Here is a 15564-nt window from a genome sequence, read left to right as displayed (position 1 = left end):
ATACTTCTTAGTATGGAAAAAGATTCCAGACGTGATCTTTTTCAACCAAACCACAGTGAGGCTGTCTCTTCTTTATCAGGACAGCCGGAGAGGAATATAACTGTTATGAACAAAACAATTCCCGAAATCATTCACCGCCGTGTTCCAACGACGCGCTATGAGGCAGACCCTTCCAAAGGCCTTTCCGCCGAGCAGGTTGCCGAGTACCGCGAGAACGGCTGGACCAACTGCGCGGTGGAACCTCCGTCCAAGACAACGGCCGAGATCGTAAAGAGCAATGTCTGTACGTATTTCAACCTGATTTTTCTGATTATTGCCATCTTTCTGATCCTTGCCGGTTCGTTCCGGGATCTTACGTTTCTGCCGGTCATCATCGCGAACACGCTGATCGGCATTGTACAGGAAATCAAGGCGAAAAAGACGCTGGAAAAGCTGTCTGTTTTAAACGCGCCGAAGGCTACTGCGATCCGTGACGGTGCTGAGGTAACACTCGCCGCGGAGGATCTCGTACTCGATGATATTGTTGTATTTACCGCAGGAAAACAGATCTGCGCTGATGCTGTCGTGCTTGAAGGTGAGGTACAGGTCAACGAATCGCTGCTTACCGGTGAATCCGATGAGATTACCAAGCGCCCGGGCGACGAGCTAATGTCCGGAAGTTTTATCGTCTCCGGAAGCTGCAAGAGCCGTCTGACCCAGGTCGGTGAAGATTCCTACATTTCCCGTCTGACCCTCGAGGCAAAGGCCATGAAAGAGGGCGAACAGTCCGAGATGATCCGCTCCCTCAACAAGCTGGTAAAGGTTGTCGGCATTCTGATCATTCCGATCGGTCTTCTGCTCTTCGGCCAGCAGTTTTTCGTCTCCCACGAAGCGTTCCGTGAGAGCATTACCTCGATGGTGGCCGCCGTGCTCGGCATGATCCCAGAAGGTCTTTACCTGCTTGCGAGCGTTGCCCTTGCCGTCAGCGTTATGCGTCTGGCTTCGCAGAAGGTTCTCGTGCATGATATGAAATGTATCGAGACGCTGGCTCGCGTCAACGTGCTCTGTGTCGATAAGACGGGAACCATCACCGAGACAAATATGAAAGTACATGACCTGATTCTGGTCGGCTCCAGTTCAGTCCCTGATACAGAATCCGGCGAAAATGCTCCCGCACCGCAGAAAGAAGAGCTTTCCCTTGCGGTCGGTGATTTCGCATCTGCCATGTCAAACGACAACATTACTATGGCGGCACTGAAAGAATATTTTAAAGACAACAACGGCAGAACTGCCGTTCGATGACTTCGTTCTCCTCGGAATTCAAGTATTCCAGTGTGACATTTTCGGATGTCTCCTACGTGCTCGGTGCCCCGGAGTTCGTTCTCCGCGATGATTTTGCACGCTATCAGAGTGAAATTGAAGCGTATACCTCAAAGGGATTCCGTCTCCTCGTCTTCGGCACATCCGAAACTGTACCGGATGGAAAAGCACTCTCCAGCCGTGTCACGCCGCTTGGCTACGTGCTTCTCTCCAATCCGATCCGAAAAGAAGCACCGGAAACGTTCCGCTACTTTGAAGATCAGGGTGTCCATGTCAAGGTCATCTCCGGTGATACTCCGGTAACGGTATCTGAGGTTGCCCGCCAGGCAGGGATTGCACACGCAGAGGATTATATTGATGCTTCCACTCTAAAGACACCGGAAGAGCTCGAAGAAGCAATCCTGAAATACACCGTGTTCGGCCGTGTCACACCAGACCAAAAACGCCAGTTTGTCCAGGCTTTAAAGAAAAACGGCAAGACCGTTGCGATGACCGGCGATGGTGTCAACGATGTGCTCGCATTAAAGGATGCCGACTGCTCCGTTGCGATGGCATCCGGAAGTGACGCTGCCGCACAGGCTGCACAGCTCGTTCTGCTGGACAACGACTTTTCGAAGATGCCTTCTGTCGTACTGGAAGGCCGCCGCGTTGTCAACAACCTGCAGCGCTCGGGAACGCTGTTCCTGGTAAAGAACATTTTCTCGTTCCTGCTGTCCATCTTCTCACTGATCTCGATGGTGACGTATCCGCTGGAGCCGTCCCAGATCTCGCTGATCAGTATGTTTACGATCGGTATTCCAGGCTTCCTGCTCTCGCTAATGCCGAACAAAAACCGGATCGAGGGCCACTTTATCACGAACATTCTGACACGGGCCCTGCCTGCGGCGCTGACCGACTTTTTGATGGTCGCAACACTCGTCGTCTTCGGCCAGGAATTTGCGGTCGGCTCGGAAGATATTTCGACCGCTGCCACCGTACTGCTCGCCATTGTCGGTTTTATGATTCTCTACCGGATCAGCAAGCCGCTCAACTGGATGCGCTGGACGATCCTGATCGGCTCGATTATTGCCTTCATTTTCTGCAGTACCTATCTGAACCAGCTGTTCGCCATTTCTGATATGTCCAGAAAATGTATCATGCTGCTGGTCGTATTCTCTGTCGCAACAGAGCCGGTTCTGCGATATTTGAGCATCCTCGTGGATTCCATTTCCTCTTTTTACCGGAAGCAGAAAATTTTCTTCCTGCGAAAACGGGAAGCGAGAAAAGCGAAATAAAACGTAAAACCAAACATCAAAAATGCCGTACAGCGTTGGAAATTTTTCTCCGCCTGTACGGCATTTTTTGATTTACCAATCACAGTTTCTTACTTTCTCATCTCCGGATCTTCCGCGTAATGCGTCCGCTCGCCGCCGATGTATTTCGGTCTTGTCCGCGCGCAGACAACGTGCGCATCTCCGATCATTTTCTGCGATACCCGGACCGGAACGGCTACTGCCTTCAGCTGCATGCCGATCAGCACATCACCGATATCAATACCTGCATGCGCCTGCACACGCTCTACGGTGACAGCGTCCTCCAATCCATAGTATGCCGCCATCGCAAACGATCCGCCGCCATGCAGCCACGGTACCGCGCAGACCGGCTCGTAACCATATTTTTCTGCCGCCGCACGCTCCAGAACAACCGCACGGTTCAGATGCTCACAGCACTGCGCCGCCAGATACAGCCCGTGCTCCTTCGTACACGCACACAGCGCCTCAAACACCGCCTGCCCGATCTCCTGGCTGGAATCCGTTCCGAGCTTACTGTTGTGAATTTCACTCGAAGAACATCCCACTACCAGAATCTGTCCCGGTTTCATCTGCGCTGTCGTAATCAGCTCCTCTGCGACGGCACGCGCTTCCTGTCTGATTGTTTCAAGATCCATTTTGTATCCCTCCTTGCTAAACAGCAATATTTGTGCAAAAGGAGACTGACTCTTTTTCCAAGAATCAGCCTCCTTTCTTCAGCTTACATAATTATTATTTCTGAACGATATTCACAATTCTTCCCGGTACGTAAATTTCTTTTACGATGTTTCCGGTCAGTTTGTCTGCAACTGCCTCTTTTGCAGCGGCGATTGCGGTCTCTTTATCTGCGTCTTTGGCGATTTTGATCGTTCCGCGCATTTTGCCGTTGATCTGAACAGCGATCTCGGCTACTGCCTCTACGGTCTTCTCCTCGTCAAACTCCGGCCATGCGGTCTGATACAAACGGCCTTCGTATCCAAGGTCTGCCCACAGCTCCTCGGTCATATGCGGTGCAACCGGATTCAGCAGGATCAGAAGGGTTTCGAACTCTTTTCTCGTTACTTTTCCGGCTTTGTAGAACTCGTTGACCAGGGTCATCATGGCTGCGATCGCTGTGTTGTATTTCAGGGACTCATAGTCGCTGGATACTTTCTTGATGGTCTGGTGCATTTTGGACTCCAGCTCTTTGGAGTAGGATCTCCGTCTACCAGGCTGTCCTGCAGTTTCCATACACGTTCGAGGAAACGACGGCATCCTTTTACGCCTTCCTGAGACCAGGATGCACTTAAGTCGAAGGCACCGATGAACATCTCGTACGTACGCAGGGTATCTGCACCGAACTCAGCTACGATATCATCCGGGTTGACAACGTTTCCACGGGATTTACTCATCTTCTCGCCGTTCTCGCCGAGGATCATTCCGTGGGAAGTACGTTTCTGATACGGTTCCGGGCAGGTAACTACGCCCTGATCGTACAGGAATTTATGCCAGAAACGGGAATACAGAAGGTGAAGGGTGGTGTGCTCCATTCCTCCGTTGTACCAGTCAACCGGCAGCCAGTATTTCATAGCTTCTTTGCTTGCCAGAGCCTCTTTGTTCTTCGGATCGGTATAGCGGATGTAATACCAGGAAGAACCAGCCCACTGCGGCATGGTATCGGTCTCACGTTTTGCAGGTCCTCCGCAGCACGGGCAGGTGGTGTTGACCCAGTCTGTCATGGCAGCCAGCGGAGACTCGCCGTTATCGGTCGGCATGTAGCTCTCTACATCCGGCAGCTCCAGCGGAAGAGATTCTTCCGGAACCGGAACGTAACCGCATTTGTCGCAGTGTACGATCGGAATCGGCTCACCCCAGTAACGCTGACGGGAGAATACCCAGTCACGCAGCTTATAGTTTGTTTTTGCTTTTCCAACGTGGTTCTCTTCGAGCCACTCAAGAATTTTCTTTTTTGCTTCCGCAACGGAAAGTCCGTTCAGGAACCGGAGTTGACAAGAGTTCCCTCTGCAACGTCGGTGTAAACTTCGTTCTGTACGTCGCCGCCTGCAACAACCTCGATGATCGGCATGTTGAATTTCTTTGCGAACTCCCAGTCACGCTCATCGTGTGCCGGTACTGCCATGATGGCGCCGGTGCCGTAGCTCATCAGTACATAATCGGAAATCCAGATCGGGATCTCCTTTCCATTAACCGGGTTGACTGCGGAAAGTCCGTCGATCATGACACCGGTCTTGTCTTTTGCAAGCTCGGAACGCTCGAAATCGGATTTTCTGGCTGCCATCTCACGGTATGCGCAGACCTCATCCCAGTTCTTGATCTCATCTTTGTACTGGTCGATGTACGGATGCTCCGGGGAGAGTACCATGTACGTAACACCGAACAGGGTATCCGGGCGTGTGGTGTAGATGGTCAGCTTCTCCGGTTTATCTTTCAGAGAGAAATCAACCTCTGCTCCGTGGGAACGTCCGATCCAGTTTTTCTGGGAAGTTTTGACACGCTCAATATAGTCAACGCCGTCCAGACCGTCGATCAGCTTGTCTGCATACTCGGTGATCTTCAGCATCCACTCGCTCTTTACTTTGCGGACAACCGGGCTTCCGCAGCGCTCGCACACGCCGTTTACAACTTCCTCGTTTGCAAGACCTACCTTACAGGAAGTACACCAGTTGATCGGCATCTCTTTTTTATATGCCAGTCCGGCTTTGAAAAGTTTCAGGAAAATCCACTGGGTCCAGTGATAGTATTCCGGATCCGTCGTGTTGATCTCTCTGTCCCAGTCGAAGGAATATCCAAGAGACTGAAGCTGGTCTTTGAAGTGATGTACGTTGTTTTTGGTAACGATCTTCGGATGGATGTGGTTCTTGATCGCATAGTTCTCAGTCGGAAGACCAAATGCATCCCATCCCATCGGATACAGAACGTTGTAACCCTGCATTCTGCGCTTTCTGGCTACGATGTCCAGTGCAGTGTACGGACGCGGATGGCCTACGTGAAGTCCCTGTCCTGACGGATACGGAAACTCAACGAGTGCGTAGTATTTCGGTTTTGTATAATCATCTGTGGCGGCAAAGGCTTTTTCATCCTGCCAGATCTTCTGCCACTTTTTTTCAATGTCCTGTGGCTCATATCTTTTACTCATAGGTAACCTCCTGCATGTTCAAGTTCAAAGTTCTTTTTTCTCACACCGCCGCATAGGACAGCATGCGCATTTGAACATATAGCTGTATTCTATCACTCTTTCCCTGTTTTTACAATTTATTTTTTCCTATATCCTCCGTTTTTCTTCAAAAACCGCAGAAAAATCCGGTTTCCGGGCGAATTCTGCTCCCGAAACCGGATTTTCTCTGTTTTATCACACTATTTTATAAAGCTTTATTCTTCTGCTTTTTCAACCTTCGAAGCTCTTGCCTCAATCTCTTTTGCCTGGATATCGGACGGAGCCTGCTCATATCTCGCAAACTCATAGGAGAAATCACCGCTTCCGCCTGTCATGGAGCGGAGTGTTGTGCCGTATCCGTAGATCTCAAGTTCCGGAACATCAGCCTCGATAATCGTATGACCCTTGTGATCCGGGTTCATGCCGAGCACACGGCCACGGCGTTTGTTGAGATCGCCCATGATATCGCCGGTGTATTTATCGTCTACCGTGATCTTCATCGAAACGATCGGCTCAAGGAGAACCGGGGATGCTTCCATAAAGCCTTTCTTGAACGCCTGGATCGCTGCGGTCTTGAATGCCATCTCGGAGGAGTCTACCGGATGATAAGAACCATCATACAGAACGGCTTTGACGCCGACTACCGGATAAGCAGCCAGAGGGCCTTTCTGTACGGCTTCCTGGATACCTTTTTCAACAGCCGGGAAGTAGTTCTTCGGAACGGCGCCGCCGACAACTTCCTGCTCGAAAACGTATGGTTTCTCGAGATCTCCGGAAGCGGAGAAGCGCATTTTTACATGACCGTACTGGCCGTGGCCGCCGGACTGTTTTTTGTATTTTGCTTCTACATCCGAATTTTTGCGGATCGTCTCGCGGAAGGCTACCTCGGACGGGACAGCTCTACTTCTACTTTGTAGCGCTCCAGCAGCTTGCTGACGATAATATCGATGTGCTGATCGCCCATGCCGTACAGCAATGTCTGATGGTTTGCAGAATCATTGACTGCCTTCATAGTCAGGTCTTCCTGCATCATCTTGGCAAAGGCCTGGGAGATCTTATCTACATCGGCTTTGTTCTTCGGTTTATATCGTTTTGCGGTGTACGGAGTCGAAACATCCGGTTTTCCGTAGCGGACCTGATTGTTCTTTGTCGCAAGGGAATCGCCGGTTCTTGCATCGCCGAGTTTTGCGATGGCACCGATATCTCCTGCATGAAGCTCCGGTACTTCGATCGGCTTGGAGCCTTCGAGCACGTACAGCTTGCTCAGTTTTTCTTCGGATTCCTGATCTACATTATAGAGCACATCATCGCTTTTAATAACGCCGGAGCAAACCTTAATCATTGAATATTTTCCAAGGAACGGATCCACGATCGTCTTGAAAATGGTCGCGCTCTTCGGTTTCGCGAAGTCGTAATTTGCCTCGAAAATTTCGTTCGTATTGAGATTGATGCCGGCACACGGACGGGTGGACGGATCCGGGAAGTATCCGCAGATATCATCCAGAAGGTTCGATACGCCCTGCAGATTGACCGGGGAGCCCATGCATACCGGAACGATGGTGCCGTCTCCTACGTTCATGGCAAGCGCTGCGGAAATCTCTGCTACCGAGAACTCTTCTCCGCCAAAGTAGCGGTCCATAAACTCTTCACTTGTTTCTGCCACAGATTCCATCAGGGTTTCACGGTACTTCTCCAGATATTCTACGGAGTAATCCGGAATCGGGCATTCTTCTTTTTTATCTTTTTCGATATATCTGCGGCCTTTGTTCTTTACAATATTGATATATCCTACAAATTTACCGTTTTCACGCAGAGGCATATGAAGCGGTGCGATTCGTTTTCCGTACAGTTCGGTGAGCTGCTCAACGACTTCTCGGTAGCTGACATCGTCCTGATCCATTTCCGTTACGAAGATCATACGCGGAAGATTGTATTTCTCGCAGAGTTCCCATGCTTTCTGGGTTCCGACCTGCACGCCGGCCTTTCCGGATACCACGATTACAGCGGCATCTGCTGCGGAAGCGGCTTCCTGTGCTTCTCCTACGAAATCAAACATTCCAGGAGTATCCAGAACATTGATCTTATTTTTTCCCCATACGACCGGGACAAGCGTTGTGGAAATAGAGCATTTGCGCTTGATTTCTTCTTTGTCAAAATCGCTGACGGTATTTCCGTCTGTCACTTTTCCGAGACGGTTTGTCATACCGGAAAGATAAGCCATAGCTTCGGTCAGACTTGTCTTTCCGGAGCCGCTGTGCCCCAGCAGCACCACATTTCTGATTCGGTCAGTTCTAAAAACGTCCATATGTAATACCTCCCATGTAAGTAAATTTGCAGATTGCAAGGCCGCTCTTATTCGCCTTTCTGCTTTTTATCAAGATTCACGTCTTCCGTTCCTCTTATCATAGTCACTATTCTACTAAAGTTTTTGCTTTTTTGCAAGTATATTATTCATATTTCACAATATATTTCTGAATTTTTAAATTTTATATGTATTTTAGCTGGTTATTCTGCCTTTCTTCCGCTTTTCTGTCTGGCTTTTCTGTGGAATCTGCCGGATTTTGCAAAACAAGCAAAATTGCTGCCTTTCAAAAATGCTTTGTCACTTTAAAGCAAGAAATCTTTGACATTTGATTTCAGATGCTTTACAATGTCTTTTATACGATTTACCTACGAAAATTGTCAGAAAGGACTACTTGAATTATGTGTGATACATCCGAAAGAATCTGTATCGGCTTTATCGGCCTTGGCCTCATCGGCGGCTCCATTGCAAAAACCCTCAGAAAGGTTCACCCGGAGTATAAACTGATGGCCTACTGCCGCACCAAAGCGACAATCGAAGAGGCAATTCAGGAAGGCGTGATTGATATCGCGCTGGAAGAACGGGACGACCGCTTTGCCGACTGTGACTATATCTTCTTATGTGCTCCTGTCAGCACCAACATCTCCTATCTTCCGTTCGTGAAAGGCATCGCAAAACCGGGCTGTATCATCACAGACGTCGGAAGTGTAAAAGGAGAAATCCATCAGGCGGTTGAGACCCTCGGCATGACGCACCAGTTTATCGGCGGCCATCCGATGGCAGGCTCCGAAAAGACGGGATATTCCAGCGCCACCGATTACCTGCTGGAAAATGCTTACTATATGATTACACCCGGACCAGATGTTGAGATCGCGACAGTTTCCGCTTTCGTTGATCTTGTCCAGTCCTTAAAGGCGATCCCGATGGTTTTAACATACGAAGAGCACGACTACATCACCGCAGGTGTCAGTCATCTGCCGCATATCGTTGCCGCTACCCTGGTCAATGCACTCGCATCCCTGGACACACCGGAAGAGCAGATGAAAACCGTTGCTGCAGGCGGCTTCAAGGACATCACCCGCATCGCTTCCTCCTCCCCGGAGGTATGGCAGCAGATCTGTCTCTCAAACCAGAAGCAGCTCTCGAATGTGCTGGATTCCTATATCCGCCTTCTCGTCCAGGCAAAATACCTGGTTGACAACAAAAAAGGCCACGAGCTCTACAATATGTTTGAGAGTTCCCGCGAATACCGGAATTCCATGGAAGATTCTTCCTATGGACCGACAAAGAAAGAATACGTCGTTTACTGCGACCTGCTCGATGAAGCCGGCGGAATCGCAGCCGTTACAACAATTCTTGCCATCAACCAGATCAGTATTAAAAATATCGGCATTACGCATAACCGCGAGTTCGAAGAGGGTGCTCTCCGCATTGAATTTTATGAAGAGCAGGCAGGCATTCTTGCCCGGAAGGTCTTAAAAGACCATGGCTATACCATTCATATCCGCAATTAAAAGCGCGTATATCTTGACAGGAGGAAGTTACGTTATGCAGTTCCAGAAAGCAGTACGTCCTCTGCGCGGAGAAATCTCCGTGCCGGGCGATAAATCCATTTCCCACCGCGCCGTCATGTTCGGTGCCATTTCAGAGGGAACCACAGAAGTCACAAACTTTTTACAGGGTGCCGACTGTCTCTCCACCATCTCCTGCTTCCGCAGTATGGGCATTGAGATCGAGAACACGCCGGAGCGCATCCTCATTCATGGAAAAGGTCTGCACGGGCTTTCGGCTCCGTCCGCCGTTCTCGACTGCGGAAACAGCGGAACAACGACACGCCTGATCTCCGGCATTCTTGCCGGCCAGAACTTTTCCAGTACACTGACCGGTGACGCCTCCATTCAGAAACGGCCGATGGGACGCATCATCAATCCGCTGACCCAGATGGGCGCTTCCATCCGCAGTATTCCGGAAAACGGCTGTGCGCCGCTTGCGATCAACGGCCATCCGCTCCACGCCATCTCCTATCTTTCGCCGGTCGCATCCGCACAGGTCAAATCGTGTGTCCTGCTTGCCGGACTGTATGCTGACGGAAAAACAAGCGTTACCGAACCGGCTCTTTCCAGAAACCATACGGAGCTGATGCTGAAATTCTTCGGCGCCGACGTTGCCTCCGAAGGGCTGACCGCATCGGTTCTGCCGGACCCGGATCTCCATGGAAATCTCGTCCGTGTGCCGGGAGATATTTCCTCCGCCGCCTACTTCATCGCCGCCGCGCTGATAGTTCCAGGCTCTGAGGTGCTCTTGAAAAATGTCGGCATCAACCCGACCCGCGACGGTATGCTCCGCGTCTGCCGCGCCATGGGTGCTGACATCACACTTCTGAATGAGCAGAACTCCGGCGGAGAACCGGTTGCAGACCTTCTCGTGCGCTATACGCCGTCTCTTTCCGGCACCGTCATCGAGGGCGAACTGATCCCGACCCTGATCGATGAAATCCCGATCATCGCGGTTCTTGCCGCCACAGCGAACGGTACAACCGTGATCCGGAATGCGGAGGAGCTGAAAGTCAAAGAATCGAACCGTCTTGATATCATGGTAAACGAACTCACCGCGATGGGTGTTTCCCTGGAAGGCACGGACGACGGCATGATCATTGAGGGCGGAAAACCGTTCCACGGCGCCCAAATCGACAGCCGCCTCGACCACCGCATTGCGATGTCGTTTGCAATCGCTTCGCTTGCCGCAGAGACACCGACGGAAATCCTGCGCGCCGGCTGTGTGGATATCTCGTATCCGACATTCTACCAGGATCTGGCACGGCTGCAGGCATAAAAAACGTTTAAACAAAAAATGGATTGTGAAGATCATTTCCTCACAATCCATTTTTTTGCTTTTACCCTGTTCTTCCGGCCGTTCCAACCGTTTCTCCCTGCCGTACCCGCGTTTCGATTCCAAGCCGCGAATAATTCCAGATCCGTTTTTCCGGCACTGCGCTTCCCTTCTGTGCCAGAACGATCACTGTCGAACCACCGAAGGCAAAATAGCCTTTCTCTTCGCCGCGCTGTACACTTCTCGCCGCTCCGGCATTTTCATTGACAATCTTTCCGACCATCATCGCGCCGACCTCCATCTGCAGCAGTGTGCCGAAATTTGCGGACTGCAACAGCGTGTAGGTTCTCGTATTTTCTTTATAGATCGGGCAAAAATCATTCGCCGCCGGATTGACCGTGTGGAGCACACCCTCAATCCGCCGTTCCGTCGAGCAGACGCCGTCATCAACAAAGAGATACCGGTGATAATCGTCCACGGAAAGCCGAAACAGAAATAACGTTCCGCCCTCATACCGTTTTGCCAGCTTCCGGTCGCGCAGAAGCTGTTCCAGCGTATATTCTGTGTTCTTGATCTCAAACTTCCCATTCTCATGAATCGGATAAACCGTAAGCCGCGCATCACACGGCTGATAAAATCCTGCGGCGCATTGGAAAACGGACGTGCATCCATTTTCAGCTTCCGCACAAAGAAATCATTGAACGAGATAAACTGCTTTGCGGTACATTCCTTCAGTGAAATATGATTTTTCTTTACAAACGGTGCAATCAGCGGCACCGATAAGCGGCTGTCCAGAAAGCAGCCTGCCGCACGAGATACAAATGACTGAACCAGCGGCTGCATCGCGGCTCTTCCGGCGGCATGGCTGTACATCATGTGTAGAAAACGGTCCTGCAGATCATTTTCCTCGCGGATCAGATCAAGCTTTGGATAATTTTTCCCCTGTTTTCGGTAAGGATAAGCGCAGAGTCTCAAACCGTTCTTCCTCCCTTCCAGATCAGAAGTCCGCGGAGCACAGCCACTCCAACGACCGCTACCAGCACAGCAAGCTCTTTATTCGTCGGCTTGCGGAAGCGGAAATCCGTGATAAACAGAACGCCGACCGCCAGCACCAGCAGATGCAGCCAGATCAGAAAGTATCCGCGGCAGAGCGGTGCAAAGACGAACAGCAGCGGCAAAGCTACTGACATCGAGGTAATCGGCAGTCCCTGGTAATATTTCCGGTTCTCCGAAGTTTCATTCTGACGCTTCTCTTCCATCACGTTAAAATATCCCAGACGGATCACGCCCGCAAGACCGTAGAAAATAAGAATCGGAATGCTGTAAAAATGTGTCATGCCAAGCTCATAGCAGAGCACGATCGGAAAGACGCCGAAACAAACCACATCGCAGAGCGAATCGATCTGAATGCCGAACCGCTTTTCATCTTCGGTCCTGTTTTTCTTCGTCCGCGCAATTTTTCCATCGAACATATCGCACAGTCCGGAAAAAGCAAGACAAAAAATCGCCCAGTTAAAGTGTCCCCGCGTTGCAAGAAAAATGCCGCTGATGGACGATGCAAAGCTGATATATGTTAATATTACGGTATAATCATAGAACCCTATCATATGTAGTTCCCCCTCTTTTTTCTCTTTTCGTATTCCCGATCGTAAGCTGTGCGACGATGGTAAAGACTGCACTCACCAGCAGTTCCCCGTAGTAGCCGAGCCCTCTGGAAAGCACCATTGCCGGAAGAAGCAGCGTGCTTCCAAAGACCGGCGGGAAAATTTTCAGGAACAGTGTCTCGCTGATTCCCATTCCTCCCGGAAGCGGCAGCATGTCAACCGATACGGAAATGACCGCCTGCAGCAGCACAATGGCAATAAAGGAAATGCCTGATAAATGGAAGGCGCGGTATACAAACCATGTTGCTGCAAATAAAGCAAACCTCTGTACAAATGTAATCGCAAGGACATTGACCAGCACCATTTTGTGGGTGCCAAGATACGCTGCCGTATTCTGGTAGACTTCCATGGAAGCTTCCAGTTTTTTCAGGCGGCTTTCTTTTCGTTTCATCAAATGCAGTTTTTCCACGATTTTCAGTCCCAAAACCAGAATTGTCCGCGCAAGCGCCGGATGAAAAACCAGAATAAGCATGGCTGTGACACAGAAGACATTCAGACCGATTCCAAGATAGAAAACCGGAAGGATTTCCGTCAGATACCGGTGCAGGAAGCCCTGTCCGAACAGAACAAGCCCAAGTCCCACCACGACCAGCACCGCTTTGTAGGTGATCGTGACGATCATCAGAATCACCGTTGATACCGGAAGAGATATTTTCTCCTTTTTCATATAGTAGAGCTGCATCGGCTGGCCGCCGCTTGCGGACGGTGTGATACAGCTGAAAAAGAATCCGACGGAAGAAAACAGAAAACATGTCCGCCTCTTCACCGGAATCTGGAAGGAATGCATCATGTACCAGATGATGATCGATTCTCCCCAGATAAAAAACACGACACAGAGCAGTCCCGGCAGCAGCCACCGCACATCTGCCCGCCGCATTGCTTCCATCATTGCGCCAAGGTCTTCGCCGTGGAAAACACCGTATATCGTCAACGCAAAAATCACAACGAGAAAAACAGTATTCACGATCATTTTTTTCTTACTCTGCACGGCGTTTCCACCTCCTTCGTTCCAATATCATGCCATACCATGCACCAAGATGCGTGCGTCCCGCGATCTGCCACGTCACTTCTGCCAGAAGCGCTCCGCCAATCACATCTGCAATCACATGCTGCTTTGTTGTCAGCGTAGAGACAAACACGGCAAGTGCCGCCCAGAAAGAGAACCGCTGATACCAGCGCGGAATCTCCCGTCTGCTGCGGACTGCGATATAGCAGAACCAGCTGTTCAGGCAGTGAATCGATGGGAACAAATTGTCCGCCGCATCCATCTGGTAGAGCAAGGCAAGCATCTGATTCCAGAATCCCTGTTCCGGGATCGACGGCCTTACGTTCGTTGTCGGCAGCAGCAGATAAAATGCCATACAGACAAGCCGCGCCAGAACATCTGCTGCAAAGAACCGCCAGACAAACTCTTTCTCTCTGCTTGCGGCAATCAGATAATTTACAATCCAGACCAGATAACAGCCAAAATAAATCACGATCGTCCACGGGATCACCGGGATCTGCTGGTCCAGCACCGTTTCTATATTGTAATGTTTCCACGAACTGGTAAGCGGCCGCGTTCCAAAATAAGCGATAAAATTCGCTGTCAGCGTCAGAATTAGCGGCAGGATACCATAGTATGGAAACTTTCTTCTCTCGTCTCTCTTCAAAATCCGTCCTCCCTTGTCTCAAACACGTATCAGTATACGCAAAAACATTCCCTGACACAACCCAGTTCCGCTCGTTTTCAGAAACCTTAATAAAATCTTCTGTTTTTCGGCAGGGAAAAAGAAAGATTTAGAGGATTCGCAGAGAAAAAAACGACCATATAGGGCTTCACGGGTGTTCCTATATGGTCGTTTTCTTTCAGCATCGTATTTTTGTCATAAACGAATTTTTTATTCAATCATCATGCATCGCCGAAGGAGAAAAAGCGGTATTTTTCTCTTACAGCCTCTTCATAAGCTGCCATAATATGCTCTTTTCCAGCCAGTGCCGATACCAGCATCACCAGTGTGGACTCCGGCAGATGGAAATTGGTGATCAGTCCGTCGATCATCTTGAAGCGGTAACCCGGATAGATAAAGATCTCGGTCCAGCCGCTTCCGGCTTTTAAAATGCCGTCCTCGCCGGTTGCCGACTCCAGAGTACGGCAGCTCGTTGTTCCGACTGCGATCACACGGCCGCCTGCTGCTTTCGTATCGTTGATCAGTTTTGCCTGATCTTCTTCTACCACATAGAACTCAGAGTGCATGTGATGCTGGGTGACATCCTCCACTTTCACCGGACGGAAGGTGCCAAGGCCGACATGCAGGGTTACATGGGCGATCTTTACACCGGCATCCTGCACCTGCTGCAAAAGCTCTTTCGTAAAATGCAGTCCGGCGGTCGGAGCGGCTGCGGAGCCTTCGTGTTTTGCGTATACCGTCTGATAACGGTTCTTGTCCTGCAGTTTATGTGTGATATATGGCGGCAGCGGCATTTCACCAAGCTGATCCAGAATTTCTTCAAAAATGCCTTCATAGTGGAACTGGATCAGGCGGTTTCCTTCATCCACGATATCGACTACTTCGCCTGTCAGAATTCCGTCTCCAAAGGAGATTACGGTTCCGACCTTGCATTTTTTGCCCGGTTTTACCAGCGTTTCCCAGATGTCGTTTTCTTTTCTCTTTAAAAGAAGAATCTCAATTGCCGCATCCGTTCCGACTTTGGAACCATAAAGACGCGCCGGAATTACCTTCGTATCATTGATGACCAGACAGTCGCCTGGTTTCAGATACTGCAGAATATCACGGAAATGACCATGCTTATATTCACCTGTCGTTTTATCCAGATGCATCAGGCGGGAAGCGCTGCGGTCTTCCAATGGATCCTGTGCGATCAGTTCTTTTGGCAGATCATAATAAAAATCTGATGTTTTCATTTGTTTCCTCCATTCTATGGCAGCCGGCATGATTCGCCGGATTTGCTCTGTTCATTCAACTTTTTTTGCCTAACGGATCTATTATAGCATTTTCCGTACTTTCTGACAAGGAATTCTCTCGA

The 15564-nt window shown here is 50.1% G+C and carries 7 protein-coding genes and 4 pseudogenes; 3 read left to right on the top strand and 8 right to left on the bottom strand.

Going from position 1 to position 15564, the window contains the following annotated elements; translation table 11 throughout:
* The first annotated feature begins 105 nt into the window (after positions 1-105).
* A pseudogene (locus DWZ60_RS20805) lies at positions 106-2573 on the top strand (cation-translocating P-type ATPase).
* A gap of 89 nt (positions 2574-2662) precedes the next feature.
* On the opposite strand, the gene DWZ60_RS10215 reads toward DWZ60_RS20805, so the two are convergent.
* The 3 genes and pseudogenes from DWZ60_RS10215 to DWZ60_RS10205 form a co-directional block, all read right to left on the bottom strand.
* Positions 2663-3226, bottom strand: a complete 564-nt coding sequence (locus tag DWZ60_RS10215) for a TIGR01440 family protein (protein ID WP_117812816.1) — start codon at positions 3224-3226, stop codon at positions 2663-2665.
* A gap of 94 nt (positions 3227-3320) precedes the next feature.
* A pseudogene (leuS, locus tag DWZ60_RS20800) lies at positions 3321-5724 on the bottom strand (leucine--tRNA ligase).
* Positions 5725-5957: 233 nt separating this feature from the next.
* A pseudogene (locus DWZ60_RS10205) lies at positions 5958-8047 on the bottom strand (elongation factor G).
* A gap of 398 nt (positions 8048-8445) precedes the next feature.
* Between DWZ60_RS10205 and DWZ60_RS10200 the strand changes: the two are divergent.
* Together DWZ60_RS10200 and aroA are read left to right on the top strand one after the other, a co-directional pair.
* Positions 8446-9558, top strand: a complete 1113-nt coding sequence (locus DWZ60_RS10200; RefSeq protein WP_055228240.1) for a prephenate dehydrogenase — start codon at positions 8446-8448, stop codon at positions 9556-9558.
* 34 nt (positions 9559-9592) lie between these two features.
* A complete protein-coding gene (aroA, locus tag DWZ60_RS10195; RefSeq protein ID WP_119221613.1) occupies positions 9593-10876 on the top strand; it encodes a 3-phosphoshikimate 1-carboxyvinyltransferase in 1284 nt (427 codons plus the stop codon).
* A gap of 61 nt (positions 10877-10937) precedes the next feature.
* Here aroA and DWZ60_RS10190 read toward each other — a convergent pair.
* The 5 genes and pseudogenes from DWZ60_RS10190 to queA form a co-directional block, all read right to left on the bottom strand.
* Positions 10938-11477, bottom strand: a pseudogene (locus DWZ60_RS10190) (phosphatidylserine decarboxylase); the annotation flags it as partial.
* A gap of 367 nt (positions 11478-11844) precedes the next feature.
* Positions 11845-12480 carry a CDP-alcohol phosphatidyltransferase family protein gene (locus DWZ60_RS10185; protein ID WP_117510194.1) on the bottom strand — a complete coding sequence of 212 codons (636 nt, stop codon included), beginning with the start codon at positions 12478-12480 and terminating at the stop codon, positions 11845-11847.
* On the bottom strand, positions 12464-13525 hold the full coding sequence (locus tag DWZ60_RS10180) for a lysylphosphatidylglycerol synthase transmembrane domain-containing protein (RefSeq protein ID WP_117510195.1): 1062 nt from the start codon (positions 13523-13525) through the stop codon (positions 12464-12466). Before DWZ60_RS10180 ends, DWZ60_RS10185 begins: the two co-directional genes overlap by 17 nt.
* The gene (locus tag DWZ60_RS10175; RefSeq protein ID WP_242991174.1) at positions 13515-14189 is read right to left on the bottom strand and encodes a phosphatase PAP2 family protein; all 675 of its coding nucleotides are present in this window, start codon (positions 14187-14189) and stop codon (positions 13515-13517) included. The genes DWZ60_RS10180 and DWZ60_RS10175 overlap by 11 nt, the downstream gene beginning before the upstream one ends.
* A 239-nt stretch (positions 14190-14428) precedes the next feature.
* Entirely contained in the window at positions 14429-15442 is a 1014-nt protein-coding gene (queA, locus tag DWZ60_RS10170) for a tRNA preQ1(34) S-adenosylmethionine ribosyltransferase-isomerase QueA (protein WP_119221612.1), read from the bottom strand.
* Positions 15443-15564 lie beyond the last annotated feature (122 nt).

This window comes from Blautia sp. AF34-10 (genome assembly GCF_003477865.1).
Lineage (GTDB): Bacteria > Bacillota > Clostridia > Lachnospirales > Lachnospiraceae > Fusicatenibacter > Fusicatenibacter saccharivorans.
This window is presented reverse-complemented; position numbering and strand designations above follow the sequence as displayed.

Coding starts and splice junctions, on each gene's coding strand:
- DWZ60_RS10200 (WP_055228240.1), top strand. CDS start 8,446: ATGTGTGATACATCCGAAAGAATCTGTATCGGCTTTATCGGCCTTGGC.
- DWZ60_RS10185 (WP_117510194.1), bottom strand. CDS start 12,480: ATGATAGGGTTCTATGATTATACCGTAATATTAACATATATCAGCTTT.
- queA (WP_119221612.1), bottom strand. CDS start 15,442: ATGAAAACATCAGATTTTTATTATGATCTGCCAAAAGAACTGATCGCA.
- aroA (WP_119221613.1), top strand. CDS start 9,593: ATGCAGTTCCAGAAAGCAGTACGTCCTCTGCGCGGAGAAATCTCCGTG.
- DWZ60_RS10215 (WP_117812816.1), bottom strand. CDS start 3,226: ATGGATCTTGAAACAATCAGACAGGAAGCGCGTGCCGTCGCAGAGGAG.